27 protein-coding genes are annotated in these 24,773 nt (G+C 28.8%); 24 read left to right on the forward strand and 3 right to left on the reverse strand.

The genetic code is table 11. The features are described 5' to 3' along the window. Positions 1–14: 14 nt before the first annotated feature. The 12 genes from def (at position 15) to ACEXNK_RS06965 (ending at position 10,555) form a co-directional block, all read left to right on the forward strand. Positions 15–455, forward strand: a complete 441-nt coding sequence (def, locus tag ACEXNK_RS06910; protein ID WP_373598384.1) for a peptide deformylase — start codon at positions 15–17, stop codon at positions 453–455. 14 nt (positions 456–469) lie between these two features. Next, the gene (fmt, locus tag ACEXNK_RS06915; RefSeq protein WP_373598383.1) at positions 470–1,402 is read left to right on the forward strand and encodes a methionyl-tRNA formyltransferase; all 933 of its coding nucleotides are present in this window, start codon (positions 470–472) and stop codon (positions 1,400–1,402) included. A gap of 1 nt (position 1,403) precedes the next feature. Then, positions 1,404–2,141 carry a DUF116 domain-containing protein gene (locus ACEXNK_RS06920; protein ID WP_373598382.1) on the forward strand — a complete coding sequence of 246 codons (738 nt, stop codon included), beginning with the start codon at positions 1,404–1,406 and terminating at the stop codon, positions 2,139–2,141. A gap of 2 nt (positions 2,142–2,143) precedes the next feature. Continuing rightward, a complete protein-coding gene (locus ACEXNK_RS06925; RefSeq protein ID WP_373598381.1) occupies positions 2,144–2,845 on the forward strand; it encodes a zinc metallopeptidase in 702 nt (233 codons plus the stop codon). Positions 2,846–2,901: 56 nt separating this feature from the next. Continuing rightward, positions 2,902–4,227, forward strand: a complete 1,326-nt coding sequence (gene rsmB / locus ACEXNK_RS06930) for a 16S rRNA (cytosine(967)-C(5))-methyltransferase RsmB (RefSeq protein ID WP_373598380.1) — start codon at positions 2,902–2,904, stop codon at positions 4,225–4,227. Between the two features lie 8 nt (positions 4,228–4,235). Further along, positions 4,236–5,264, forward strand: a complete 1,029-nt coding sequence (rlmN, locus tag ACEXNK_RS06935; RefSeq protein WP_373598379.1) for a 23S rRNA (adenine(2503)-C(2))-methyltransferase RlmN — start codon at positions 4,236–4,238, stop codon at positions 5,262–5,264. 17 nt (positions 5,265–5,281) lie between these two features. Then, positions 5,282–6,031, forward strand: a complete 750-nt coding sequence (locus ACEXNK_RS06940) for a Stp1/IreP family PP2C-type Ser/Thr phosphatase (protein WP_373598378.1) — start codon at positions 5,282–5,284, stop codon at positions 6,029–6,031. A 12-nt stretch (positions 6,032–6,043) separates the two neighbouring features. Beyond that, on the forward strand, positions 6,044–7,939 hold the full coding sequence (pknB, locus tag ACEXNK_RS06945) for a Stk1 family PASTA domain-containing Ser/Thr kinase (protein ID WP_373598377.1): 1,896 nt from the start codon (positions 6,044–6,046) through the stop codon (positions 7,937–7,939). Between the two features lie 151 nt (positions 7,940–8,090). Next, positions 8,091–8,975 carry a ribosome small subunit-dependent GTPase A gene (gene rsgA, locus ACEXNK_RS06950; RefSeq protein WP_373598376.1) on the forward strand — a complete coding sequence of 295 codons (885 nt, stop codon included), beginning with the start codon at positions 8,091–8,093 and terminating at the stop codon, positions 8,973–8,975. Positions 8,976–8,977: 2 nt separating this feature from the next. Then, the gene (gene rpe / locus ACEXNK_RS06955; RefSeq protein WP_373598375.1) at positions 8,978–9,634 is read left to right on the forward strand and encodes a ribulose-phosphate 3-epimerase; all 657 of its coding nucleotides are present in this window, start codon (positions 8,978–8,980) and stop codon (positions 9,632–9,634) included. A gap of 9 nt (positions 9,635–9,643) precedes the next feature. Beyond that, entirely contained in the window at positions 9,644–10,294 is a 651-nt protein-coding gene (locus ACEXNK_RS06960) for a thiamine diphosphokinase (RefSeq protein WP_373598374.1), read from the forward strand. Positions 10,295–10,408: 114 nt separating this feature from the next. Further along, on the forward strand, positions 10,409–10,555 hold the full coding sequence (locus ACEXNK_RS06965) for a 2-oxoglutarate translocator (protein ID WP_373598373.1): 147 nt from the start codon (positions 10,409–10,411) through the stop codon (positions 10,553–10,555). Positions 10,556–10,706: 151 nt separating this feature from the next. On the opposite strand, the gene rpmB is transcribed toward ACEXNK_RS06965, so the two are convergent. Further along, positions 10,707–10,895 (reverse strand): 50S ribosomal protein L28, encoded by a 189-nt coding sequence (gene rpmB / locus ACEXNK_RS06970; protein ID WP_373598372.1) that lies wholly within the window; start codon positions 10,893–10,895, stop codon positions 10,707–10,709. A gap of 207 nt (positions 10,896–11,102) precedes the next feature. On the opposite strand from rpmB, the gene ACEXNK_RS06975 reads away from it, so the two are divergent. From ACEXNK_RS06975 to ACEXNK_RS07000, 6 genes are all read left to right on the forward strand, one after another. After that, on the forward strand, positions 11,103–11,453 hold the full coding sequence (locus tag ACEXNK_RS06975; protein WP_373598371.1) for an Asp23/Gls24 family envelope stress response protein: 351 nt from the start codon (positions 11,103–11,105) through the stop codon (positions 11,451–11,453). A 15-nt stretch (positions 11,454–11,468) separates the two neighbouring features. Continuing rightward, complete coding sequence (locus tag ACEXNK_RS06980; protein ID WP_373598370.1) at positions 11,469–13,091, forward strand: DAK2 domain-containing protein; 1,623 nt, start codon at positions 11,469–11,471, stop codon at positions 13,089–13,091. 148 nt (positions 13,092–13,239) lie between these two features. Further along, positions 13,240–15,300: an ATP-dependent DNA helicase RecG gene (gene recG / locus ACEXNK_RS06985; RefSeq protein ID WP_373598369.1), complete on the forward strand. Its 2,061-nt coding sequence runs from the start codon at positions 13,240–13,242 to the stop codon at positions 15,298–15,300. 39 nt (positions 15,301–15,339) lie between these two features. Beyond that, entirely contained in the window at positions 15,340–15,894 is a 555-nt protein-coding gene (gene rsmD, locus ACEXNK_RS06990) for a 16S rRNA (guanine(966)-N(2))-methyltransferase RsmD (protein WP_373598368.1), read from the forward strand. Between the two features lie 2 nt (positions 15,895–15,896). After that, positions 15,897–16,394, forward strand: a complete 498-nt coding sequence (gene coaD, locus ACEXNK_RS06995; RefSeq protein WP_373598367.1) for a pantetheine-phosphate adenylyltransferase — start codon at positions 15,897–15,899, stop codon at positions 16,392–16,394. A gap of 1 nt (position 16,395) precedes the next feature. After that, a complete protein-coding gene (locus tag ACEXNK_RS07000) occupies positions 16,396–16,914 on the forward strand; it encodes a hypothetical protein (RefSeq protein WP_373598366.1) in 519 nt (172 codons plus the stop codon). 46 nt (positions 16,915–16,960) lie between these two features. Here ACEXNK_RS07000 and ylbJ read toward each other — a convergent pair whose 3' ends face one another. Both ylbJ and ACEXNK_RS07010 read right to left on the reverse strand, forming a co-directional pair. Continuing rightward, on the reverse strand, positions 16,961–18,151 hold the full coding sequence (ylbJ, locus tag ACEXNK_RS07005) for a sporulation integral membrane protein YlbJ (protein WP_373598365.1): 1,191 nt from the start codon (positions 18,149–18,151) through the stop codon (positions 16,961–16,963). Between the two features lie 67 nt (positions 18,152–18,218). Further along, positions 18,219–19,484, reverse strand: a complete 1,266-nt coding sequence (locus ACEXNK_RS07010; protein WP_373598364.1) for a nucleotidyltransferase — start codon at positions 19,482–19,484, stop codon at positions 18,219–18,221. Between the two features lie 431 nt (positions 19,485–19,915). On the opposite strand from ACEXNK_RS07010, the gene ACEXNK_RS07015 reads away from it, so the two are divergent. The 6 genes from ACEXNK_RS07015 to ACEXNK_RS07040 all read left to right on the forward strand — a co-directional run bounded on the left by ACEXNK_RS07015 (position 19,916) and on the right by ACEXNK_RS07040 (position 24,764). Then, a complete protein-coding gene (locus tag ACEXNK_RS07015; protein WP_373598363.1) occupies positions 19,916–21,112 on the forward strand; it encodes an acetate/propionate family kinase in 1,197 nt (398 codons plus the stop codon). Positions 21,113–21,256: 144 nt separating this feature from the next. After that, positions 21,257–21,784, forward strand: coding sequence for a YceD family protein (locus tag ACEXNK_RS07020; protein ID WP_373598362.1), 528 nt, complete (start codon positions 21,257–21,259; stop codon positions 21,782–21,784). A gap of 13 nt (positions 21,785–21,797) precedes the next feature. Further along, positions 21,798–21,974 (forward strand): 50S ribosomal protein L32, encoded by a 177-nt coding sequence (rpmF, locus tag ACEXNK_RS07025; RefSeq protein ID WP_021430121.1) that lies wholly within the window; start codon positions 21,798–21,800, stop codon positions 21,972–21,974. Positions 21,975–22,167: 193 nt separating this feature from the next. Beyond that, positions 22,168–22,725, forward strand: a complete 558-nt coding sequence (gene fapR / locus ACEXNK_RS07030) for a transcription factor FapR (RefSeq protein ID WP_373598361.1) — start codon at positions 22,168–22,170, stop codon at positions 22,723–22,725. Between the two features lie 12 nt (positions 22,726–22,737). Then, positions 22,738–23,751 (forward strand): phosphate acyltransferase PlsX, encoded by a 1,014-nt coding sequence (plsX, locus tag ACEXNK_RS07035; protein ID WP_373598360.1) that lies wholly within the window; start codon positions 22,738–22,740, stop codon positions 23,749–23,751. Between the two features lie 26 nt (positions 23,752–23,777). After that, positions 23,778–24,764 carry a beta-ketoacyl-ACP synthase III gene (locus ACEXNK_RS07040; RefSeq protein ID WP_373598359.1) on the forward strand — a complete coding sequence of 329 codons (987 nt, stop codon included), beginning with the start codon at positions 23,778–23,780 and terminating at the stop codon, positions 24,762–24,764. Positions 24,765–24,773: the final 9 nt, after the last annotated feature.

Consider the following 24,773-nt stretch of genomic DNA (forward strand, 5'->3'; position numbering starts at 1 on the left):
AGGAGGAATATAAAATGGCATTAAGACAAATAGTTCAAATAGGAGAACCGGTATTAAGAAAGACATGTAAACCAGTTGAAAAAATTGATGAAAAAATAATACAATTATTAGATGATATGGCGGATACTATGTATGAGGCGGATGGAGTTGGACTTGCTGCCCCACAAGTAGGGATATTAAAAAGAATAGCTATAATAGATATCGGAGATGGAATAATAGAACTTATAAACCCAGAAATAATAGATACAAAAGGAAAGCAAACTGATGATGAAGGGTGTCTAAGTGTTATAAATCAATCAGGACCAGTAACTAGACCTTATTATGTAAAAGTAAGAGCTATGAATAGAAATGGTCAAACATTTGAAATAGAAGGAGAAGAGCTTTTAGCAAGAGCTTTCTGTCATGAAATAGACCACTTAGATGGAGTTTTATTTGTAGATAAAATTGAAGAGTAATAGGAGCTGATAATATGAAAATAGTATTTATGGGAACACCGGAATTTGCAGTTCCATGTTTACAAAAAATAATAGATGAAGGACATGAGGTATTAGGTGTTGTAACACAACCAGATAAACCTAAGGGTAGAGGTAAAAAATTATCTATGCCTCCAGTTAAAGAATTAGCTTTAAAATATGATATACCTGTATATCAACCTATAAAAGCAAGAGAAGAGTCTTTTGTAGAAACTTTAAAGGAGATAAATCCAGAGTTAATAGTAGTTGTTGCATTTGGACAAATACTACCAAAGAGTATACTAGATATACCTAAATTTGGATGTGTCAATGTTCATGCATCGTTACTTCCTAAATATAGAGGTGCTGCTCCATTAAACTGGGTAATAATAAATGGAGAAGAAAAAACTGGTGTGACTACAATGTATATGGATGTGGGTCTGGACACAGGAGATATGATATTAAAGAGTGAAATTCCTCTAGATGATGAAATAACAGCAGGTGAACTTCATGATAAAATGATGATAGATGGAGCGGAAGTCTTAAAAGAGACTATAGATCTTATATCACAAGGAAAAGCTCCGAGAGAAAAACAAGATGATGAAAATACTTGTTATTCACCTATAATGGATAAATCATTAGGAAATATAGATTGGAAGAAGCCTGCAAAAGAAATACATAATCTTATAAGAGGTGTAAACCCATGGCCTAGTGCTTATACAACTTATGAAAATCAAACAATGAAAATATGGAAAACTAAAGTATTAAATGAAAAATCTAATAATGAGCCAGGAACTATAATATCAGTAGATAAAGAAGGTATAAAAGTTTGTACAGCTGATAATTTAATTTTAATAAGTGAGATACAAATGTCTGGAAAGAAGAGAATGATAGTATCTGAATATATAAAAGGAAACACTATAAATACTGACATTATACTGGGTATGTAGTATGATAAATCTTAAAAAGTATATGACAGCAATAGGTTTTTTAGTAGGGATATTAATTTTATTATTAATAGGATTAAATATTTTTATGACAAGCCTAAAAACAGTGTTTTCCGTATTAGTAAATGGAGTAATATTAACATTGTTATTAGTTACTATATTTTCAAGCTTAGTTACTTATAGAGTTATGAAAGATAAAAAAGTACCTAATAATATAAAAAGGTTGAATTTTAAAATAGTTAATGTATTATATCCGATACTTATAGTTATAGGAAATACATTGAATATACCTAAGAATGAAATAAGAAAAGTTTATATAAGATTAAATAATGATTATATCTATAGCAATAGGTATAATATGAGTTCTGATGACATACTTATTCTTATACCACATTGCATACAAAAGAGTGAATGCAAATTAAAGATAACTACAGACGTAAAAAATTGTAAAAGTTGTGGACTTTGCAATGTAGCGGATTTACTAAAATTACAAAATAAATACAATGTGAATGTATTTATAGCAACAGGTGGTACATTAGCTAGAAAAAAAATCAAAGAAGTGAAACCTAAAGCTGTAGTAGCTGTAGCTTGCGAAAGAGATTTAACGGCTGGAGTACAAGATATAAATAAAATACCAGTTTTAGGAGTGTTTAATCAAAGACCTAATGGTCCTTGCGTAGATACTAAGATTGATATAAACGAAGTTGAAAATGCAATAAAATTCTTTATAGGAGAGTGTTAAATATGATGCCGTATTATGGTTATGGGTATTATTTTGATCCTACATTATTTATTTTGTTACCTGCTATACTTTTTACTATGTATGCACAATTTAAAGTTAGTAGTACTACCAACAGATATTTTAATGTTAATAGCAAATTAGGCTATACAGGAGAACAAACGGCTAGAAGAATATTAGACTCAAACGGTCTGTATAATGTAAAAATAGAAATGGTTAGAGGTAGACTAAGTGATCATTATGATCCAAGAAGTAATGTAGTTAGATTATCACAAGATATTTACTATGGAACTTCTATAACTTCTATTTCGGTAGCAGCGCATGAATGTGGTCATGCTATCCAACATGCTAAGGGGTATGCACCTCTTCAAATGAGAAGTAGCTTAGTACCTGTAGTAAACTTTGCATCTAATATATCTTGGTTTTTAATTTTCATAGGTCTTTTTATGCAAGGACCTTTATTAAAAATAGGGATATTATTATTTTCAGCATCAGTATTATTCCAAATAATAACTTTACCTGTAGAATTTAACGCATCAAGTAGAGCGTTAGTTCAACTTGGAAATGAAGGAATACTAGAAGGCAAAGAATTAAAAGAAGGAAGACAAGTGTTAAGTGCGGCAGCGATGACATATGTAGCAGCAGCATTAACGTCAGTACTTCAACTGGTAAGATTAATTGCAATAGCACAAAGACATGATGATTAATAGAGATTGTCCTAGGGGGTTCTAGGACTTTTTCTGTTTAAATATGGAGGTATTTAATGAACGCAAGAAAATTAGCATTTAAAACATTATATGATATTGAAAGAAACAAAAACTATTCAAATATATCTATAAATAAAAATTTTAAAAATGTAGAGATTAGTGATCAAGAAAAAGGTCTTGCTACTGAACTTATTTATGGAATTATAGAAAATAAAATTTATCTAAATTATATAATAGATAAACTATCTAAGATTAAATCGAAAAAAATGTCTACATATGTTAAAATAACATTGTGGTTAGGAATTTATCAAATATTATTTTTAGATAGTATAAAAGACCATGCAGCAGTAAATGAAAGTGTTACACTTATAAAAAAATATGATAAAAAATCATCAGGATTTGTAAATGCAATACTAAGAAATGTATTAAGAAATAAAGAAAATATAATGAATATAGAAAAAGAAGATATAGTAGAATATTTATCTATAAAATATTCATATAGTAAATGGATTATTGACAAGTGGATAAATGATTTTGGAAAAGAATTTACTGAAGATTTATTAGAAGCTAATTCAGATAGACCTAATATATATATAAGAGTAAATACACTAAAAATAACAAGAGATGAACTTATTGAAAAACTAAAAAAACAAGGCATATCTTGTAGTAAAGTCAATGGTATAGATGAAGCTATAATGGTTCAAAATTTAAAAAATATAGAAAGCAACAAGCTATTTAAAGAAGGATATTTTACAATTCAAGATATAAGTTCTATGCTTGTTGGAAAAGTTGCGAACCCAAAAGAAAATAGTAATGTATTAGATATTTGCAGTGCGCCAGGAGGAAAAACTACTCATTTGGCAACTTTAATGAATAATACAGGTAAAGTAATTGCGAGAGATGTATTTGAACATAAATTAAAACTTATTAACAATTCAGTTAATAGATTAGGTCTTAAAAATGTAAAAGTTGAAAACTTCGATGCGTTAAAAATAGACAATGATAGCTTGGATAAATTTGACTACGTTATAGCGGATGTTCCTTGTTCAGGAATGGGAATAATAAAAAGAAAACCAGAGATAAAATATAAGAAGGAAGACGAATTAAAAGATTTACCTAAAATACAAAAACAAATTTTAGAAAATGCATCTAAATATGTTAAAATAGGTGGAACTTTAATATACAGTACTTGTACTATACATGATGAAGAAAATATAGATGTAGTTAAATCGTTTTTAAATGAAAATAATAATTTTGAATTAGTAATTATTGATGGTATTAATATAGATTTAGAAAATCAAGATAAAGGATACATAAAAATATATCCTAATATTCACGGAATGGACGGATTTTTTATAGCTAAATTAAAGAGAGTAAGGTAGTGATAAAAGTGAATAATAAGACATGCTTAAAAAATTTAACGGAAGAAGAGTTAAAAGAATTTTTAAAGAGTATAGGTGAAAAAGCATTTAGAGGAACTCAAATATATGGATGGATTTACAAAGGTGCTAAGAGTTTTGATGATATGAATAATATACCTAAAGCTCTAAGGGAAAAACTAGAGGAAGTTTCATATATAGGAAACTTAGATACTGAACTTAAATTAGAATCAAAAATTGATGGTACTAGAAAATATTTATTTTTATTAAATGATGGAAATATAATTGAAAGTGTTATGATGGAGTATGAACACGGAGTGACTGTTTGTATATCTAATCAAGTTGGATGCAGAATGGGATGTAGATTTTGTGCATCTACAATAGATGGACTTTTAAGAAACCTAGAACCATGGGAAATTTTAGATCAAATAATAAAAATACAAGAGGATACTGGGAAAAGAGTGTCGAATGTGGTATTAATGGGAAGTGGAGAGCCTCTTGATAACTTTGATAATACTAAAAAGTTTTTAATATTAATTAATGAAAAAAATGGTCTTAATATAGGTTATAGACATATAACTTTATCGACTTGTGGAGTTGTTCCTAAAATGTATGAATTAGCAGATTTAAAAATTCCTATAAATTTAGCGCTGTCATTACATTCTCCATATGATAAGTCAAGACAGGAAATAATGCCTGTAGCTAAGGCATATTCTATTAAAGAAGTAATAGATGCTTGTAAATATTATATAGATGTTACTAATAGAAGAGTTACATTTGAATATTCTTTAATAAAAGGAGTTAATGATTCAAGTGAAGATGCAAAAGAACTTTCTAAGCTTCTAAGAGGGATGCTATGTCATGTAAATTTAATACCTATAAATAAGGTAGAAGAAAGAAACTATGAAAAACCAGATAAGACTTATGTATATAAATTTAGAGATATGTTATTAAAAGAAAATATACCTGCAACTATTAGACGAGAGATGGGAGCAGATATAAATGGAGCCTGTGGTCAATTAAGAAGAAAACACAAATAGTATGAAGGGGGAAAATTATGATATATAGTTGTATTTCCCATATTGGAAGAGTTAGAAAAAATAATGAAGATTATTGCAAAGGGAATGTTATATCTACAAAATCAGGAGACATAGGGATATTTGCTGTAGCAGATGGTATGGGTGGTCATAACAAAGGCGAAATAGCAAGTGAACTAGCTGTAGAAAATATAGTAAAGTTTTTAGAAAATAATTTAGTACAAAACGAACGTGTTAAAATAAATTATATAGATGATATACTTAAACAGGCGTATAATAATGTAAACTCTATAATATACAAAAGGTCTAAAGAGGAAAAAGAATGTAGTGGAATGGGAACTACTTTAACGGTAGTTATTACATACAAGGATGAAGCATACATTGCAAATGTAGGAGATAGTAGATGTTATATATTGCAAGATGGGAAATTTAATAAAATAACAAAAGACCATTCTTTAGTAGAAGAACTTATTGCCCAACATGCAATAACAGAAGAAGAAGCTAAAACTCATCCAAGAAGAAATGTTATAACTAGAGCTTTAGGTACAGAGCAAATGATAATAGTTGATATATACAAAAAAGATATAAATAAAGGTGATAAAATATTACTGGCAACCGATGGATTAACAAGTTTTGTTGATAAAGAGGATATAGAGGAAATTGTGTCAAGCGATGAAAAAATAGAAGATATAACTGAGAAATTAATAAATAAAGCTAATGAAATTGCAGGGAAAGATAATGTCTCAGTTATACTGATTAAGTACAATTAGGATGGTGATATAGTGGGAGAGACAGTTTTAGGAAATAGATATGAAATTTTAAGAAAAATAGGCGATGGAGGGATGGCTTTCGTATATGAAGCGAGAGACAGACTTTTAAATAGAACTGTAGCTATAAAAGTTTTAAGACCTGAGTTTGTAGATGATGAAGAATTTTTAACAAAATTTAAAAGAGAAGCTGAGGCAGTTGCAAGTCTTTCACATCCTAATATAGTTAATGTATATGATGTAGGAGAAGATGGTAAGGTACATTATATTGTTATGGAACTTATAGAAGGACAGAACTTAAAAGACATAATAAAAAATGAAGGTACATTAGATGAATATACAGCATTAGATATAACAAAACAAATAGCAAAAGCACTAGGTGCAGCTCATAAAAAAGGTATTATACATAGAGATATAAAGCCTCACAATATACTTATATCTAATGAAGGTAGACTTGTAAAAGTTGCTGACTTTGGTATAGCAAAGGCTGTTTCAAGTTCTACAATTACTAGTACAGGTAGCGTAATAGGATCAGTACATTATTTTTCACCAGAACAAGCTAAAGGTAAATTTGTAAGCAATACTACGGACTTATATTCATTAGGTATAGTTTTATATGAGATGATAATAGGAAGGGTTCCTTTTAGAGGAGATAGCCCTATATCTATAGCTCTTCAACATATAAATGATGAAATTGAGTTTACTCAAGAGGAAAAAGTAGCTATACCTCAAAGTGTAAGAAATATAATAAAGAAATTAACGTCTAAATCAAGTGCAGATAGATATCAGGGAGCAGACGAGCTTATAGAAGATATTGAATATATAGAAAAAAATATTGATCTAGATTTTATAAAAGAATATGATAATTTTGCTACTCAAAAAATAGATGAATCTGAGTTGAATAAAGCATTAAGAATGGGTGATACGAAACCTAAGATAGATTACAATAAAGAAGATTTAATTGAAGAAGAAGAGGTTGTAAAACCTAAAAAAACTACTACAAAAAGAAGAAAGTCTAAAAAAGAAGATAATCCTAGAAGTAAGAGGAGATGGAAAATTGCAGCTGTTATTTTATCTTTAATACTTATAACTCAAATTTTAGTTATTGGAAAGATTGCACTACCTCTAATAAAAGGAGATAGTGTAGAACAAGGAACAACTCCAGACCTTTTAAATAAAGATTTAGGAGAAGCTCAAGAAATAGCTGAAAAATTAGGGGTTAATGTAAGAGTTAAAATAGAGGAATATAGCAGTCAAGTTGAAAAAGATCATATAATATCTCAAGCTCCAAATGCAGGTACACCGATAAATGCAGGAGATACTATAAGTGTAGTTATAAGTAAAGGTGAAAGCCAGTCTTCTATACCTAATATAGTTGGAATGAGTTTAAGTGAAGCTCAAAACCTACTAAAAGAAAATAAATTAGAACTGGGTAAAGTTGATTATGAATATAGTAGTAAAGAAAAAGATATAGTTTTATCTCAATCTCCTAATACTGGTAATGTGCAACCAGGAGATAGAATTAATGTAGTTGTAAGTAAGGGAGAAAAAGAAGCGGAAAAAGTTTCTGTGCCAAGTGTAGTTGGTTTAAGTTTAGCAGATGCACAAAGTAAACTAAAAGCAAGTGGATTAGATATTGGAAATATTAAATATGAGCATAATAATCAACACGGCAAAGATGTTGTATTATCTCAATCACAATCAGGAACTGTAGATCCAGGAAGTAAGGTTGATTTAGTAGTTAGTAATGGACCAAAACCAGAGCAACCAGAAACACCAGAACCAGAAATACCAGAACCAGAGACACCAGAAACAGAGACACCAGAGCAGCCAGAACAACCACAGCAACCTGAAACAGGTGGTAATACAAATCAAGGAACTGGTGATCAAGGGACAACAGTTAATGGATAATCTACATGAAAAATAAAAAATAATATTAAAATATATTAATAGAAATTAATTATAATTGTATTAAAGTCCAATGATTAATAATTATTGGACTTTTTTGTAATACTTATATATAAAATAAACATGACAATTAAAAAAATTAAGGAGGAAATAAATGATAGACGGAATTATTACAAAAGGTATAGGCGGATTTTATTATATAGACACAGAACAAGGAATATATGAATGTAGAGCTAGGGGAATATTTAGAAAAAACAAGGTGACTCCTTTAGTAGGCGATAATGTAAAAATGAGCATTGTAGATGAAGACAATAAAAAAGGAGTTTTAGAAGAAATAAAAGAAAGAGAAACTGAGTTAGTTAGACCTCCTATATCTAATGTAAATAAAGCTTTAATAGTATTTGCAATAAAAAACCCTAATCCAAATCTATCTTTATTAGATAGATTTATAGTCTTAGCAGAAAGAGAAGGATTAGAGATTGTAATTATACTTACAAAATGTGATTTAGCAACAGAGGAAGAATTAGAAAATTTAAAAAGAATATATGAACTTAGTGGATATAAAGTTATTCCTGTTAGTAATGAAAAAAAATTAAATATAGATAAAGTAAAAGAAGAGTTAAAAGGAAATATAGTTGTTTTTGCTGGACCTTCAGGTGTAGGTAAGTCTACGCTATTAAATAATATAGATAATAAATTTCAACTGCAAACTGGTGAAGTTAGTGATAAAATAAAAAGAGGTAAGCACACAACAAGACATGCAGAGCTTTTAAAACTTGAGTGTGGAGGTATGGTAGCTGATACACCTGGATTTAGTTCATTAACACTAGATGATATAGAAGAAACTGAACTTAAGGAATATTTTATTGAATTTGATGATTTTGCTGACGAGTGTAAATTTGGTGGTAGATGTATGCATGAAAATGAACCATCATGTGGGGTAAAAGACGCAGTAAGTGACAATAAGATTGCTAAGGAAAGATACGAAAGCTACATACAATTATTAAATGAAAAGAGACAAGGGAAGAGGAGGTATTAATCATGATAAAGATGGCACCATCAATTTTATCAGCAGATTTTGCAAGATTATTAGAAGACGTTAAAAAGGTAGAGAACGCAGGGTGCGAATATTTACATATTGATGTTATGGATGGTCACTTTGTACCTAATATAACATTAGGGCCATGTATAGTAAAAGCATTAAGAAAAGATGTAAATATGGTGTTTGATGCGCATTTAATGATAGAAAATCCAGATAATTATATAAAGGATTTTGCAGAGGCAGGTTGCGATATAATAGTAGTTCATGAAGAAGCATGCACTCACTTACATAGAACTATACAAAATATTAAATCACATAATGTAAAGGCTGGGGTAGCTTTAAATCCTGCAACTCCTATAGAAAATATAAAGTACGTATTAAAAGATTTAGATATGGTTCTTATCATGACTGTAAACCCAGGATTTGGAGGACAATCTTTTATAGAAGGTATGATAGATAAAATTAAAGAACTAAAAGCCTTAATAGAAGAACAAGGTCTAGACATAGATATACAAGTAGATGGGGGAATAAAGCCTTCAAACGTAGATAAAGTGGTTAAAGCAGGAGCGAATGTAATAGTTGCAGGATCAGCTATATTTAACAGTGACGATATAAATGCTACTGTAAAAGAATTTAGAAAAAATTCAACTATATAAGGAATGAATATGAAAGCTTGTATAGTATTAAATGGAGAAGTTAAAGAGTTATCTTTTATATCTGAGATTATATCTGAAAATAATTATGATTATTTGATATGTGCAGATGGAGGGGCTAATCATCTATATGATTTAAATTTAGTTCCTGATTATATATTAGGAGACCTAGATTCTATAAATAAATCTATGATATCTTATTATAAAGAAAAAGGAACTAAGTTTAAAGAATTTCCTAAGCGAAAAGATGAAACAGATACTCAATTATGTATTCATTTAGCTAAAGAACTAGGGGTATTAGAAATTCATCTTGTAGGAGCCTTAGGCGGCAGAATTGACCATACAATTGCAAATATAAACCTTATGTATTATATAAGAGAATTAGGGATAAAGCCTGTAATTAAAAATAGTTCAGAGGATATATATATAGCTAAGGCTGAAGAAATAGAGATAAAAGGTAATTGTAAAGATACAATATCTATACTTCCTATAAAGGGAGATGCAAAAGGTATAACACTTAAAGATTTAGAATATCCTTTAAATGATGCGACTATAAAGTATGGTGATCCTATAGGTATATCTAATGTTATGAAAAGGGATAGGTTTACAGTTAAAGTTGATAATGGAAGCGTAGTAATTATAAGAAATAAGAAGGTAGTATAGCTTAAGCTATGCTACTTTTTTTATAATAGCTTGGTCTATTTTGTCTAAAATGTATTAAATAGAAGATATTCTGAATAGTATATTTTATGAAGTTATTTATTGGGAGGGAGTAGGTTGAGAAATCAATATAGAAACTTGCTTGGAATTTTATGTTTGGCGACAGGTATAACTGTTATCCTAGGATTAATACTTCCTAATTGGATATGGACTATGCTATTAGCTATTGTTCTTATAGGGTGTGGGGTAATGTTATTTATGTAAAATAAATATTATATATCTAAGGGGGATTAAAATATGAAAGTAATAACTATTAAATGTCCTAAGTTTTTATCTAAAATAATAACTTTTTTTATGAGAGATAAATAAACAAAAAAATAAAGCCTACTCCATTGTAGGCTTTTTTTATTAAAAATTAAGCTCTCTCAACTTTTCCAGAACGTAAACATCTAGTACAAACTTTTATTCTCTTTGGAGTACCATCTACTATCGCTCTAACGTTTCTTAAGTTAGCAGACCAAGTTCTTCTGCTATGTTTATTTGAGTGGCTCACTTGGTTTCCTGAAACCTTACCTTTACCACATACGTTACATACCTTTGCCATTTTTCGTACACCTCCTTAAATGATAACTATAACACTGAAAACACAGTTTATGTTAACATAAATCTCTAAAAAATGCAATAGAAATATATATTTGTCTTACATATATTGAAGAAATTCTTGTTATCATATAAAATTATATATATAATTCTATATAAAGTAAATATTAATCTTAAAATAAAAATAAAAATAATTTTAGGGGGTCAAACCATGAGCGCTAAAATAAACAATGAATTTGGAACTATAGAAATAGATAAGCAAGTTATATCTCAAATAGCATATCAGTCTGCTATGGAAAGTTATGGATTAGTAGGTCTAGCGTACAAATCTAAAGGAATAGTAGAACTATTAAAAGGTGAGAATGCTACTAAAGGTGTTAGTGTACAAGAACTTGAAGATGGAACTATTGCTATAGAACTTTATGTAATAATGCAATATGGAACTAATATATCAACTGTTGCAAATAACATAATAGATAAAGTAAAATATACTATTGAGAAAATGACAGCAATAAAAGTAAGTAAAATAGATGTTAATGTCCAAGGAATAAGAGTTAAGTAATTTAGGAGGAAAAATATGATTCAATATATTGATGGGAAAAATTTAAGAGATATGATGATCTCTGGTGCTAATAATCTTCAAAATAATAAAGATTTAGTAGACAAACTGAACGTGTTCCCAGTTCCAGACGGAGATACAGGTACTAATATGTCTCTTACAATATCTTATGCTATGAAAGAGTTAGCTAAGGTTACTGATGACGATATAACTAATATAGGTAAATCATTAGCTAAAGGATCTTTGATGGGTGCTAGAGGAAACTCTGGAGTAATATTATCTCAAATAATAAGAGGATTTACAAAATCTATAGAAGGAAAAGAAAAATTAAGCTCTATGGATTTAGCTGAGGCATTAAAAAATGGATCAGATACAGCATATAAGGCAGTTATAAAACCTATAGAAGGTACTATATTAACTGTAGTTAGAGAAAGTGGAGAATATGCTATAAAAGCAGCAAAAAAAGAAAAAGATATAATAAAGTTTTTAGAGTTAGTTATTAAAGAGGCTAATGAATCACTAGAAAGAACGCCAGATTTACTTAAAAACTTAAAGGATGCTGGAGTTGTTGATTCTGGAGGTAAAGGATTAGTTCTTATATATGAAGGAATGTATGAAGCATTAAAAGGAAATATAATAAGTGCAGATGGAAATAGTAGTGCTAATATATCATCTGTTGAATCAGTACAAGGTGAAATAAATACTGATGATATAAAATTTGCTTACTGCACAGAGTTTATATTAGAAAGTAATAAAGTAACTTATGATAAGATAAAAGATATAATGTTAGATTACGGAGATAGCTTAGCTGTAGTTGGTGATGACGGATTAATAAAAGTACATGTACATACTAATGAGCCGGGAAATGTGCTTCAACAAGCATTAAAGTATGGACAATTAGTAACTATAAAAATAGAAAACATGAAAGTTCAACATGAAAATATATTAGTAGAAAACCAAACAGCTGTATCTAAAGAACCTACTAAAGAATACGGATTTATAGCTACATCAATGGGAGAAGGACTAGCTGATATATTTAGAGACTTTGGAGTTGACTACATAATAGAAGGTGGTCAAACAATGAATCCTAGCACAGAAGATTTTATGACAGCTATAGAAAATATAAATGCAGAAAATATTATTATATTACCAAACAATAGCAATATAATAATGGCTGCAAATCAAGCTAAAGCTTTAAGTGATAAAAATATAATAGTAATACCAAGCAAAACTGTACCACAAGGATTTACATCTCTTGTAAGTTTTAATGCAGATGCTACAGTTGAAGAAAATGAAGCTATTATGATGGAAGCTTTATCAATGGTTAAATCAGGACAAGTGACTTATGCAGTTAGAGATACTGTAATGAATGATATAGAAGTTAAAGAAGGTAACTTTATAGGAATCGGCGAAGGTAAATTATTATCAGCTGGAGAAGATAAGAATGATATAACTTTAGGACTAATAGAAAAACTTGTAGATGAAGACAGTGCTATAATAACATTATTCTATGGTGAAGATGTAAAAGAAGATGAAGCGAATGAATTCAAAAACATACTAGAAGAAAAGTATGAAGATATAGATGTAGAACTTTACTACGGAGGACAACCAATATATTATTATTTAATATCTGTTGAATAATATTTTCAAAATCCTGTATAATCTTACTATTAGGTAAGTAAATTATACAGGATTTTTTTTATGTAGAAATTGATTAAATTTATTATCGATTTCTTGTATATATTAAGTATAGCTATAGTAAAACAAAGTTTAAAACTAAGGTGATGAAATGAATAATTTAAACAAAGAAATAAAGTATGTCAAAGGTATAGGTCCTAAGAGAGCTAATAAATTAAGTAAGTTAGGGATATTTACTGTAGAAGATTTAGTATTTTATTTTCCGAGACAATACGAAGATAGAAATAATTTAAAAAAAATATTTGAGCTAGAAGATCAAGAAAAAGTAACCATTAGAGTTATGGTAAATAGTATAGAAACATCTAATATAAGAAAAGGATTGGTTATAACTAAGATTGGAGTAAGAGATGAAACAGGATTTGCTAAGTTAGCCCTTTTTAATCAAGAATACATTACTAGCACTATAAAAAAAGGAGATACTATTTTAGTATTTGGAAAAGTTAAGAAAAATCAACATGGAATTGAACTTAGTTCTTGTGAGATTGAGTTAATGAGCAATAATCCTAAAAATACATGCGGGATAATGCCTATATATCCATTAACTTATGGTTTAACAAACAAGGAACTTATAAATATAATAAAAACTGTATTTAAAAATGAACAAATTAATATAAAAGAGTATTTGCCAAAGCGAATTATAGAAAAATATAAACTTTGTAGTATTGACTATGCAGTTAAAAATATACATAACCCAAATAATAAAGAAAGTTTGAAAATTGCATTATATAGGTTGGTTTTTGAAGAATTTTTAATGCTTCAACTGGGATTATTTTTATTTAAAAATGGAGTAACAGAGAAATCGGGGGTTTTATTTAAAAGAGATGGAAATTTAAAAAAAGTATTGGAGTCATTACCATTTAAATTAACTAATGCTCAAAATAGAGCTTTAAATGAAATTTTGGATGATATGAACTCTGATAAAGTTATGAATAGATTAGTACAAGGTGATGTTGGAAGTGGTAAGACAGTAGTAGCATTATTATCATTAGCTAATTGCGTTTTAAATGGGTATCAGGGCGCATTGATGGCTCCAACTGAAATACTAGCTGAACAACACTATATATCTTTAAATGAAACGCTATCACAGTTTGGAATAAATATAGGACTACTAGTTGGAAGTTTAACCAAGAAGCAAAAAGAAAAAGTACTTGAAAAGGTTAAGAATAATGAAATAGATATTTTAATAGGAACACATGCACTTATAGAAGATAAAGTAGAGTTTAACAATTTAGGTATAGTTATAACAGATGAACAACATAGATTTGGAGTTAGACAAAGAAATAAGCTATCTGAAAAAGGATATAATCCAGATATATTAGTAATGACAGCGACTCCTATCCCCAGAACATTAGCACTTATTTTATATGGAGATTTAGATATATCTATAATAGATGAACTTCCTCCTGGAAGACAACCGATAGAAACTATAGCTGTATACAAAGATAAAAGAGATAGGGCTTATAATAGCCTAGTAAGAAGTGAAGTTGAAAAAGGGAGACAAGTTTATATAGTATGTCCGCTAGTAGAAGAGAGTGAAGCTATAGAAGCCAAGGCTGCCGTAGATTTAGTTGAAGAGCTTAAAAGTGAATTTTTTACTGACTTGAGATTAGGTCTTTTGCATGGTAAAATGAAACCTAGTGAAAAAGATGAAACAATGAAAAAATTTAAAAACAAAGAGTTGGATATATTAGTTTCTACTACTGTTATAGAGGTTGGAGTTAATGTTCCTAATGCAACTTTAATGATAATTGAAAATGCAGAAAGATTTGGGCTTGCGCAGTTACACCAATTAAGAGGTAGAGTTGGAAGAGGTAGTCACAAGTCTTATTGTATACTAATTTACTCATCTAAATCAGAGGTTTGTTCTCAAAGAATGAACATAATGGAACAAACTACAGATGGATTTAAAATATCTGAAAAAGATTTAGAAATTAGAGGTCCAGGAGAGTTTTTTGGAACTAGGCAACATGGACTTCCGGAATTAAAAGTAGCCAATATATTTAAGCATATGAAAATACTTAAAGTTGCACAACAAGAAGCTAGATATATAATAGGAGAAGATTCGAAGTTATCTAGTTATGAGAATAAATTTTTAAAACAACAAGTATTAAAAAAGTTTGAAAATAGATTACAAGAAATATCGTTAAATTAAAATAAATTATGATAAAATAATATGGAAGGAGAAATTATTTTGAGAGTAATTTCAGGAAAAGCTAGAGGATTAAAATTAAATGCTCCTAAAAGCGAAGATGTAAGGCCTACTACGGATAGAGTAAAGGAATCATTATTTAATATAATCAATGGATACATAATAGAAGGAGAAGTACTAGATTTATTTGCAGGGACAGGATCTTTAGGGATAGAATGTCTATCTAGAGGAGCTGACAAATGTATTTTTGTAGATTTAAGCAAATCTAGCATAGATATAATAAAGAGTAATATAAAAAAAGCTAGAGTGGAAAATAATAGTGAAGTCATTAATTTGGACTATAAAAATGCTATAGACAGAGTTAAAAATAACTCATATAGCTTTGATATAATATTTATGGATCCTCCTTATTATGAAAATATGTTTATAGATGCTTTAACTAGAATAGAGCAATCTAACATATTAAAAGATGATGGAATAATAGTTGTAGAACACGATACTAAACAAGAATTTCCAGATACTGTAGGAAAGCTTGCTAAAAGTAAAAGTAGAAAATATGGAAATACTACACTTACATTTTATTGTATGGAGGATTAATAATGCAGGAAAACATGAGAAAAGCTATGTTTGCAGGGAGTTTTGACCCTATAACTAATGGACACTTAGACATAATTGAAAGAGCTTCTAAATTATTTGATGAATTACAAATAGGAGTGCTTTTTAATCCTAATAAAAAAGGCTTATTTACATTTGAAGAAAGAGTTAGATTAATAAAAGAATGTACAAGTCATATTAAAAATATAAAAATAGTTAGTTTCGATGGATTGCTAGTTAATTACTGTGAGGAACATGGAATTCAGACTTTAGTAAGAGGGATTAGAAATGGAGCTGATGTGGAGTATGAACTTCAAATGGCCCATATGAATAAAGAGTTGAACCCAAATATAGAGACTGTTATATTACCAACAACAACAAAGTATTCGTATATAAGTTCATCTCTTATAAAAGAAGTACTACATTTTGATGTTAATATTGAAAATTTAGTACCAAAGGTGATTATAGAAGAATTAAAGAAAAAATCTAATAGGGGGAAATAATATGAATATAGATTTAGAAATAATGGAATTGTTACAAGAGTTAGAAAGCACTATAAATAATGCTAGTTCGATTCCTTTTTCTCATAAATCAGGAATAGATAAAGAAGAAGTGTTAAATATAATCGAAGACATAAAATCTATACTTCCAGAAGAAGTAAAGCAAGCAGTATGGATAAATAAAGAAAGACATAAAATATTAAATAATGCAAATCAAGATGCTGAACTATTAATTGAACAAGCGAAAAAAGAAGCTAATCAAATAATAGAAAAAGCAGTAAAAGAAACTGATGATATGAAGAAAAATTCAGAAGAGATAATAAAGTCATATATAGATTCAGATGGATTAGTAGTTGAAGCTGAAGAAAAAGCTAAATCTATAGTAGAGAAAGCTGAGTATACGGCAAGAGAAATAAAATTAGGATCTATAAGATATGCTGATGATGTACTAGAAGGTTTACAATATAACCTTCAGAATATGATGGATGAAATAGCTGTGAATAGAAGAGAATTAAGTGAGTAATAAAAAAAGCTATCTATTGAAAAATAGATAGCTTTTTTCTATTTGCTCAATTATTGTTTACACGTTTTAGTAGCTTTATTGCAAATAAAATATAAATAAATATTAATAAAGGTAATATTATATGAGAATTATTTATGTATTTATAAAAAATAGCGCTATTATATAAATCTATTGACATGCTAGACAAGTTTTGAATTAAAGGTAATTTATTTATTAGAGGATAAAATGCAAAAGTAAAAACAAATGCAAATACTCCGTGTAAAAACTTAGAAATTATGTAAATATTTGTATTTATATCAGTCAATGCTAAGAAGCTACAACATTGAGCTAAAATAGATAATCCACTAAATGCAATTATAAAACTACATAATGAAGCTCTAATAATCTCAGGTATATTAGTCAAAGATGATACTTGATTACAGCCTATAGTTATTTCAAATAGACCGCTAATTAAAGCGGAACATAGTTCTTTAGAAAAACCAAAAACAGATAACGGTAAATAAATTATTCCTGATACAAAATCTATAAAGCTGAAAACTGATAAAATTTTAAAAACAACAGAAAAAACTATGACAAATCCACCAACCATTAATATTGTATTCACACCACTGAAAACTGAATCTCCGAATAAAACAAAAAAACCTTTATTTTCATGACTTCTATAGTCTAAAATTTTGCTTATTTCTGATTTTAAGCTAGCATGTTTAATTGATATGTGTTCCTTACCATAGTTTTTGAATAGAATACCAACTGTTAAGGCTGCAAGATAATGACAGATTAATATAAGATATCCTAGAGAGGGATTATCAAACATACCAATAGCTACAGCTCCTATTATAAACAGTGGCCCAGAGGTAGAACAAAATGATACAAGTCTCTGAGCTTCATAAGTTGAAATCTCATTGTTTTGTCTAAGTTCAGAAGCTAGCTTAGCACCTACTGGATAACCTGATACTGTAGAAATAGCAAATACTAAAGAACTTTTGCCAGAAACGTTGAACAGTTTTTTTGTAATAGGATTAACTAAAACACCTATTAAATCTACAAACTTTAATTTTACAATTAAATTAGCTGCGATTATAAATGGAAGTAGAGAAGGGATTAAAGTATTTACCCAAATTGAAAAACCATTTTTAGCAGCTTCTATAGATTCGCTAGGAAATAAAATTATACCCAATATTAAAATCATTACTATAAGAGAAGGTATTAAAAAACTTATAAATTTATTATTTTTCATACTGCACCTACTTTTAATATAATCTACGATAAGTATATTAAAAGTAGGTACAAACTATGATAAAAATTTATTTTACATAAGTAGGAGAAATGTAATAATCCATAGGACCTTTAAGTAAATTTGAATTTTCTTTATAATATGGAATATTATACATATTTGTAGCTTTGATATCATACTTTATCAAAGTTTCAAATATTTCATTATCTTCAAAGTTTATATTTGAAAATTTATTTATAATTTTGATATCTGAATTTAACTTTATTTGTTTTAATATTTCACGACCTTTATCATTAAAAGCTAATATTCTAACATAAGGTAAAGTATTTACATCTTTTATAAGATTCATATCTTTTTTTGTTATACCTAATAATATGTTATTTAATATTCTTTTGATTTTTGTTAAAGTGTATCTTTTTGATTTTATTTCTTGTTGAAGTTCAGATAAACTCTTAGAGGTAAATACAGACTTATAAATTTTGTTTTCTATACCTTCATTTACATCGAAATAAGTATTAAGTATATCTAAATCTCTAATAACTAATTCTCTAATTGTATCAAAGTAGACGTCATCAAATACAGGATTGAAATTATTTGAAATACTATTTTTTATGATTTCAAATGTTTTATTTGGAACTACATTTAATATAGAATCTAAAGTATTAAAATTTTTAAGCTGTTTTCTTATAGCAGTAGCAGAACAAATATCACTGCTTATATCTTCTGAATTATACTCTGATTTAACCCTAGTTAATGTATAAGGTTGTATAGTGCTTTTAAGCTTTAATAAACTTTTTATATATTCGATTCCAAGTATATTATTAGAAGAACTTAGTATTTTACTCAATCTGACTTCATCAATATCTAAACAACTATTATTTAATAAATATTCACATAAGGCATTGCTTCTAGCATTTGCGAATAAAAGGCCCTTATCTAAATTTTCTTTTAATAAGCTTTTAAATTCTGAAGGTTCATCTACTAATACGTTAGAAATTTCTTTCAATATACTTATATTACCTTCTTCACTTCCGAAACATATTGAATCAATACAGTTTAAAGAATTTAGTAAAGTAACAGCACCATGAGAAAAAATTTCTGCGCTTTGACAAGCAAACATTGTAGGAAGTTCAATTACTAAATCTACTCCATTTGAAACTGCAATTTCAGCTCTTTTATACTTATCGAATAGAGCTGGTTCACCTCTTTGTAAAAAATTCCCACTCATAACAGCTACACTATGAGTCGCGTTTGTTAACTCTATAGACTTTTTTAAGTGATATAGATGCCCATTATGAAATGGATTGTATTCTACGATTAAGCCGACTATTTTCATAAAAATCTCCTTTACATTCAAAAATAAAAAATATATCAAAAAAACAAAGGATTTGTTGATTATTTATAGAATTACAAATTAAAAAGGCTTTACCTTAATAAAAATTTATAAATTAAATTTTTGATATATGTTTTAGTGTATATAATATGTTTACATAAGAAATAAATATAAACATGTCGTATATTTACTATAAAAAAATGAATTATACTTATTATAATATTAAACAAAAATGAGAACAATAAATCTTGAAATAAATGTACAATGAAAGTTTAATAATTAAAAATCTTATAAAGTATGTACTTTTATGTAAAAAAATGATATAGTAATAATGAATAAATTTGTTTAATGTATACAAGTAATATTATTCAATTTTTATAATTGTAAATAAAATTATTACATAATTATTGGTAAAGATTTAAGGAGGTATACTAATGAAAGTATTAGTATTAAACTGTGGTAGTTCTTCATTAAAATATCAATTAATAGATATGTCAAATGAAGAAGTTTTATGTATAGGATTAGTTGAAAGAATAGGAATAGAAGGTTCTATATTAAAGCAAGAGAAAGATGGAGTAGAAGGTAAGCTTGTAGTAGAGCAACCAATGAAAAATCATGAAGATGCTATAAAGTTAGTATTAGAAGGTGTTGTTCACCCAGAGTTCGGTGGAGTTAAAGAAATAAGCGAAGTTGAAGCTGTTGGACACAGAGTTGTTCACGGTGGAGAGAAGTTTGCTACTTCAGTAAAAATAAATGACGAAGTTATGGCTGCTTTAGAAGAGTGTGTTGAATTAGCACCACTTCATAACCCAGCTAACATAATGGGTATAAAAGCTTGTGAAGCTATACTTCCAGGTGTACCAATGGTTGGAGTATTCGATACTGCTTTCCATCAAACTATGCCTAAGAAGTCTTACTTATATGGATTACCTCATGAATTATATACTAAGTACGGTGTAAGAAGATACGGATTCCACGGAACTTCTCACAAGTATGTATCTCAAAAGGCTGCTGAAATGTTAGGAAAGAACATAGAAGACGTTAAGATAATAACTTGTCACTTAGGGAACGGAGCTTCTATAGCTGCTGTTGATGGTGGTAAGTGTGTTGATACATCTATGGGATTCACTCCATTAGAAGGTTTAATAATGGGAACTAGATGTGGAGATATAGATGCTGCTATATTACCATTTTTAATGGAAAAAGAAGGATTAACAGCTGCTGGATTATCTGATTTAATGAACAAGCAATCAGGTGTATACGGAATGACTGGTATATCAAGTGACTTCAGAGACATAGAAGGAGCTGCTGCAAAGGGAGATGAAAAAGCTCAAGTTGCATTAGATGCTTATGTACAAAGAGTTAAGAAATACATAGGATCTTACGCTGCAGAAATGAATGGTGCAGATGCTGTAGTATTCACTGCTGGTGTTGGTGAAAATGGTATAGAAATAAGAGAATCAATAGCTTCTAACATGGAATTCTTAGGAATGAGCTTAGACAAAGAAGCTAACAAAGTTAGAGGAAAAGAAAGAGTAATATCTACAGAAGATTCTAAGACTAAGATATTATTAATACCAACTAACGAAGAGTTAATGATAGCTAGAGATACTGTTGCATTAGTAAAATAATTGTAACTGGATATAATATTATTAAGGTAGGTTAAAACCTACCTTAATTTTTGCTAATGTATAAATTAACTATCAAGTAAAAATACTTGACAAACATTGTTTATATTTGTATAATAAATTTGGCAATAAATTGAGGTGAACTTAATGAAAATTAGTTTAGATAAAATTATAAGAAGAGAAACTGATAATTTACACTTGAATTTTTGCGAAAAAATTGATAGTATTAATTATTGTGATAATACTTATAAATTAACTTCTCCAATGATTTTAAACGGACAAATAAGCAAAGTCCATAAAGGATTATTCTTAGACTGTACTGTTGAATTCTCTATAGAAGATAACTGTGCAAGATGTTTAAAAGAATTAGAAGTAAAATTAAGTTATCCTATTCAAGGATTTTTAATTAAAGAAGAAGTTAACGAAGATGAAGTAGAAGAATTTGATGCATATATATATATGAATGATGAAGTAGATTTCATGGATATAATTGAACAAACATTAGATTTTAATCTGCCTCAGAAAGTTCTTTGTAATGAAGAATGTAAAGGTCTTTGTTTAACTTGTGGGACAAACCTAAATGAAGGTGCTTGTTCTTGTAGTGAAATCGCGAACGACGAGGATGTAATAGATCCCCGTTTTGCTAAATTAAAAGAAATGTTTAAAAATGACTAAGGAGGTGGCGTAAATGGCAGTACCAAAGCGTAAAACATCTAAATCAAATACAAAAATGAGAAGAGCAGCTAACTCAAAGATGGTAGCAACTGGATTCGTAAGTTGCCCACAATGTCATGAGCCAAAGTTACCACATAGAGTATGTCCAGATTGTGGATATTATAAAGGTAAAGAAGTTGTATCTAAGTAATTACTTCTAAAAAACATGTAGAATACTCTACATGTTTTTTTTTGCTTAATTACGGTAAAACTTATGATAATATTTAACTATGTTAAAAAAATTATAAATAAAAAATAAATAAGTGGTTGATTATTTATAATTAATATTATATACTACTATTAGTAGTTGGTACTAATTCCAACTATAAAAACTTGGAGGTAATATGAAAAAGAAGAGTAAAGCACAGAGACAGAGCGAACTTGTCGAAATGCTAAAAAATGATCCTTTTTATACAGACGAAGAATTAGCAAGTGTCTTTGATGTAAGTATACAAACAATTAGACTTGATAGACTTACATTAAATATCCCAGAACTTAGGGAGAGAGTTAAACAAATAGCTGAAACTGAAACATCTAAAGTTAAAACTTTAGGTATAAAAGAGATAACAGGAGAAATAATTGACTTATCTGTTGGTCAGTTAGGCATATCTATGTTAGATATTACCGAAGATATGATATACTCCAAAACAGGGACTCTTAAAGATGAATATATATTTTCATTAGCAAATTCTTTAGCTATGGCTATTATAGATGCGCCGAAGGTAATAATGAGATTTGCTAATATAAAAACGCTTAAACATATACAACAAAAAGATAGGCTTATAGCTAAAGCTGAAATATATAAAAATGTTGATAGAAAACATTATGTAAAAGTTGTTGTAAACAATAAAGCACAAGAACAGATTTTTAGAGGAAAATTTATATTTGAAGAGTTGGTTTAGGAGGAGAAAGATATGAGAATTGTAATTGATGGAATGGGTGGAGATAATGCACCAAAATCTAATGTAGAAGGTGTAGTTAGTGCTATAAAGGAATATGGAGTAGACATAATTATAACTGGAGATAAAGCTATATTAGAAAATGAATTTTCAAAATATGATTTTGATAAAAATAAATTAGAGATAGTTCATACTACTGAAGTTATAGAGAATGAAGATAAGCCTGTAAAAGCAATAAGATCGAAGAAAGATTCGTCTATGGTAGTTGGTTTAAAAATGGTTAAAGAAAATAAAGCTGATGCTATTGTATCTGCGGGTAATACAGGAGCGCTACTTGCTGGAGGACTATTCGTAGTTGGAAGAATAAAAGGTATAGATAGACCTTGTTTATGCCCTGCTATACCAAATGTAAAAGGAGGAATGACTCTTATTGCAGATGGAGGAGCAAATGCAGATTGTAAGCCAGTAAACTTAGTTGAATTTGCAGGCATGAGTAATATATATGCTAAAAAAGTATTAGGACTTGAAAATCCTAGAGTAGCTCTTGCTAATGTTGGAATTGAAGAAGGCAAGGGAAATGATTTAGTAAAAAAATCATACGAAGAACTTAAAAATTTAGATTTAAACTTTATAGGAAATATAGAGGCTAGAGAGCTTATAAATTCATATACAGACATTGTCGTTTGTGATGGATTTACAGGGAATATTTTATTAAAATCTGCAGAAGGTATTGCGATGTCGATATTAGGACTACTAAAAGAAACATTTTTAGCTAGTACTAAAGGAAAATTAGGAGCATTACTTCTAAAGGATGATTTAAAAAAATTAAAGACTATGATGGACTATGCTGAATATGGAGGAGCACCTCTTTTAGGAGTTAACGGAGGTGTAATAAAAGCACATGGTAGCTCTGATGCAAAAGCAATAAAGAATGCTATAAATCAAGCTATAAAATTCTCTAAAGGAAATGTAGTTGAAGATATAAAAGATTTCATAAAAGATATGGAAGAAAAAGATAAAGAGGAATAGAAATAATACCACTTGGAGGTTAGCTTATGAATACAAAGGCTGGTATATTAGGAGTTGGAAGTTACTTACCAGAGAAGATAATTTCTAATTTTGATTTAGAAAAGATAATGGATACATCAGATGAATGGATAAAGACTAGAACAGGAATAAGAGAAAGAAGAATTGTCGATGAAAATGAAGCTACATCGGATCTTGCAACAAGAGCAGCTTTAAAAGCTATAGAAAATGCAAACTTAACTCCTGAAGATATAGATTTAATAATTGTAGCTACTATTACACCGGATATGGTATTTCCATCAACAGCATGTTTAGTTCAAGCTAATATAAATGCAACAAAAGCAGCTTGCTTTGATCTTGAAGCAGCATGTTCAGGATTTATATATGGTATGACTATAGCTAAACAATTTATAGAAACAAAAACATATAAAAATGTATTAGTTATAGGTGCAGAAGCTTTATCTAGAATACTAGACTATGAAGATAGATCTACGGCTATATTATTTGGAGATGGAGCAGGCGCAGTAGTTATGGGACCAGTAAGTGAAGGTGGTATATTATCTACGAATTTAGGGTCTGATGGAAATGGAAAAGATTATCTAAATATACCAGCTGGAGGTTCTAAGTTGCCAGCTAGTGAAGAAACTTTGAAAAATAGATTACACTACATAAAAATGGCAGGTAATGATGTGTTTAAATTTGCAGTAAGAATAATGCAAGATGCATCTGTTAAATGTGTAGAGAGTGCTAATTTAGATATACAAGATGTAGACTACCTTATACCACACCAGGCTAATATAAGAATAATAGAAGCATCAGCAAAAAGGTTAAAGTTAGATATGGATAAAGTTTATGTGAACTTAGATAGATATGGAAACATGTCAGCAGCATCAATTCCAGTAGCATTAGATGAAGCTTATAGAGAAGGAAAAATAAAAAAAGGTGATAATGTAGTGCTTGTAGGATTTGGAGGCGGATTAACTTGGGGAGCTTCTTTAGTTAGATGGAGTATATAAGGAGGAAAT

It is taken from the genome of Paraclostridium bifermentans, from assembly GCF_964259345.1.
GTDB lineage: Bacteria > Bacillota > Clostridia > Peptostreptococcales > Peptostreptococcaceae > Paraclostridium > Paraclostridium bifermentans_B.

Bases quoted from the DNA above. Each gene is read 5' to 3' on its own strand.
- def (WP_373598384.1), top strand. From the start codon at position 15: ATGGCATTAAGACAAATAGTTCAAATAGGAGAACCGGTATTAAGAAAG.
- fmt (WP_373598383.1), top strand. From the start codon at position 470: ATGAAAATAGTATTTATGGGAACACCGGAATTTGCAGTTCCATGTTTA.
- ACEXNK_RS06920 (WP_373598382.1), top strand. From the start codon at position 1,404: ATGATAAATCTTAAAAAGTATATGACAGCAATAGGTTTTTTAGTAGGG.
- ACEXNK_RS06925 (WP_373598381.1), top strand. From the start codon at position 2,144: ATGATGCCGTATTATGGTTATGGGTATTATTTTGATCCTACATTATTT.
- rsmB (WP_373598380.1), top strand. From the start codon at position 2,902: ATGAACGCAAGAAAATTAGCATTTAAAACATTATATGATATTGAAAGA.
- ACEXNK_RS06940 (WP_373598378.1), top strand. From the start codon at position 5,282: ATGATATATAGTTGTATTTCCCATATTGGAAGAGTTAGAAAAAATAAT.
- rsgA (WP_373598376.1), top strand. From the start codon at position 8,091: ATGATAGACGGAATTATTACAAAAGGTATAGGCGGATTTTATTATATA.
- rpe (WP_373598375.1), top strand. From the start codon at position 8,978: ATGATAAAGATGGCACCATCAATTTTATCAGCAGATTTTGCAAGATTA.
- ACEXNK_RS06960 (WP_373598374.1), top strand. From the start codon at position 9,644: ATGAAAGCTTGTATAGTATTAAATGGAGAAGTTAAAGAGTTATCTTTT.
- rpmB (WP_373598372.1), bottom strand. From the start codon at position 10,895: ATGGCAAAGGTATGTAACGTATGTGGTAAAGGTAAGGTTTCAGGAAAC.
- ACEXNK_RS06975 (WP_373598371.1), top strand. From the start codon at position 11,103: ATGAGCGCTAAAATAAACAATGAATTTGGAACTATAGAAATAGATAAG.
- ACEXNK_RS06980 (WP_373598370.1), top strand. From the start codon at position 11,469: ATGATTCAATATATTGATGGGAAAAATTTAAGAGATATGATGATCTCT.
- recG (WP_373598369.1), top strand. From the start codon at position 13,240: ATGAATAATTTAAACAAAGAAATAAAGTATGTCAAAGGTATAGGTCCT.
- coaD (WP_373598367.1), top strand. From the start codon at position 15,897: ATGCAGGAAAACATGAGAAAAGCTATGTTTGCAGGGAGTTTTGACCCT.
- ACEXNK_RS07000 (WP_373598366.1), top strand. From the start codon at position 16,396: ATGAATATAGATTTAGAAATAATGGAATTGTTACAAGAGTTAGAAAGC.
- ylbJ (WP_373598365.1), bottom strand. From the start codon at position 18,151: ATGAAAAATAATAAATTTATAAGTTTTTTAATACCTTCTCTTATAGTA.
- ACEXNK_RS07010 (WP_373598364.1), bottom strand. From the start codon at position 19,484: ATGAAAATAGTCGGCTTAATCGTAGAATACAATCCATTTCATAATGGG.
- ACEXNK_RS07015 (WP_373598363.1), top strand. From the start codon at position 19,916: ATGAAAGTATTAGTATTAAACTGTGGTAGTTCTTCATTAAAATATCAA.
- ACEXNK_RS07020 (WP_373598362.1), top strand. From the start codon at position 21,257: ATGAAAATTAGTTTAGATAAAATTATAAGAAGAGAAACTGATAATTTA.
- rpmF (WP_021430121.1), top strand. From the start codon at position 21,798: ATGGCAGTACCAAAGCGTAAAACATCTAAATCAAATACAAAAATGAGA.
- fapR (WP_373598361.1), top strand. From the start codon at position 22,168: ATGAAAAAGAAGAGTAAAGCACAGAGACAGAGCGAACTTGTCGAAATG.
- plsX (WP_373598360.1), top strand. From the start codon at position 22,738: ATGAGAATTGTAATTGATGGAATGGGTGGAGATAATGCACCAAAATCT.
- ACEXNK_RS07040 (WP_373598359.1), top strand. From the start codon at position 23,778: ATGAATACAAAGGCTGGTATATTAGGAGTTGGAAGTTACTTACCAGAG.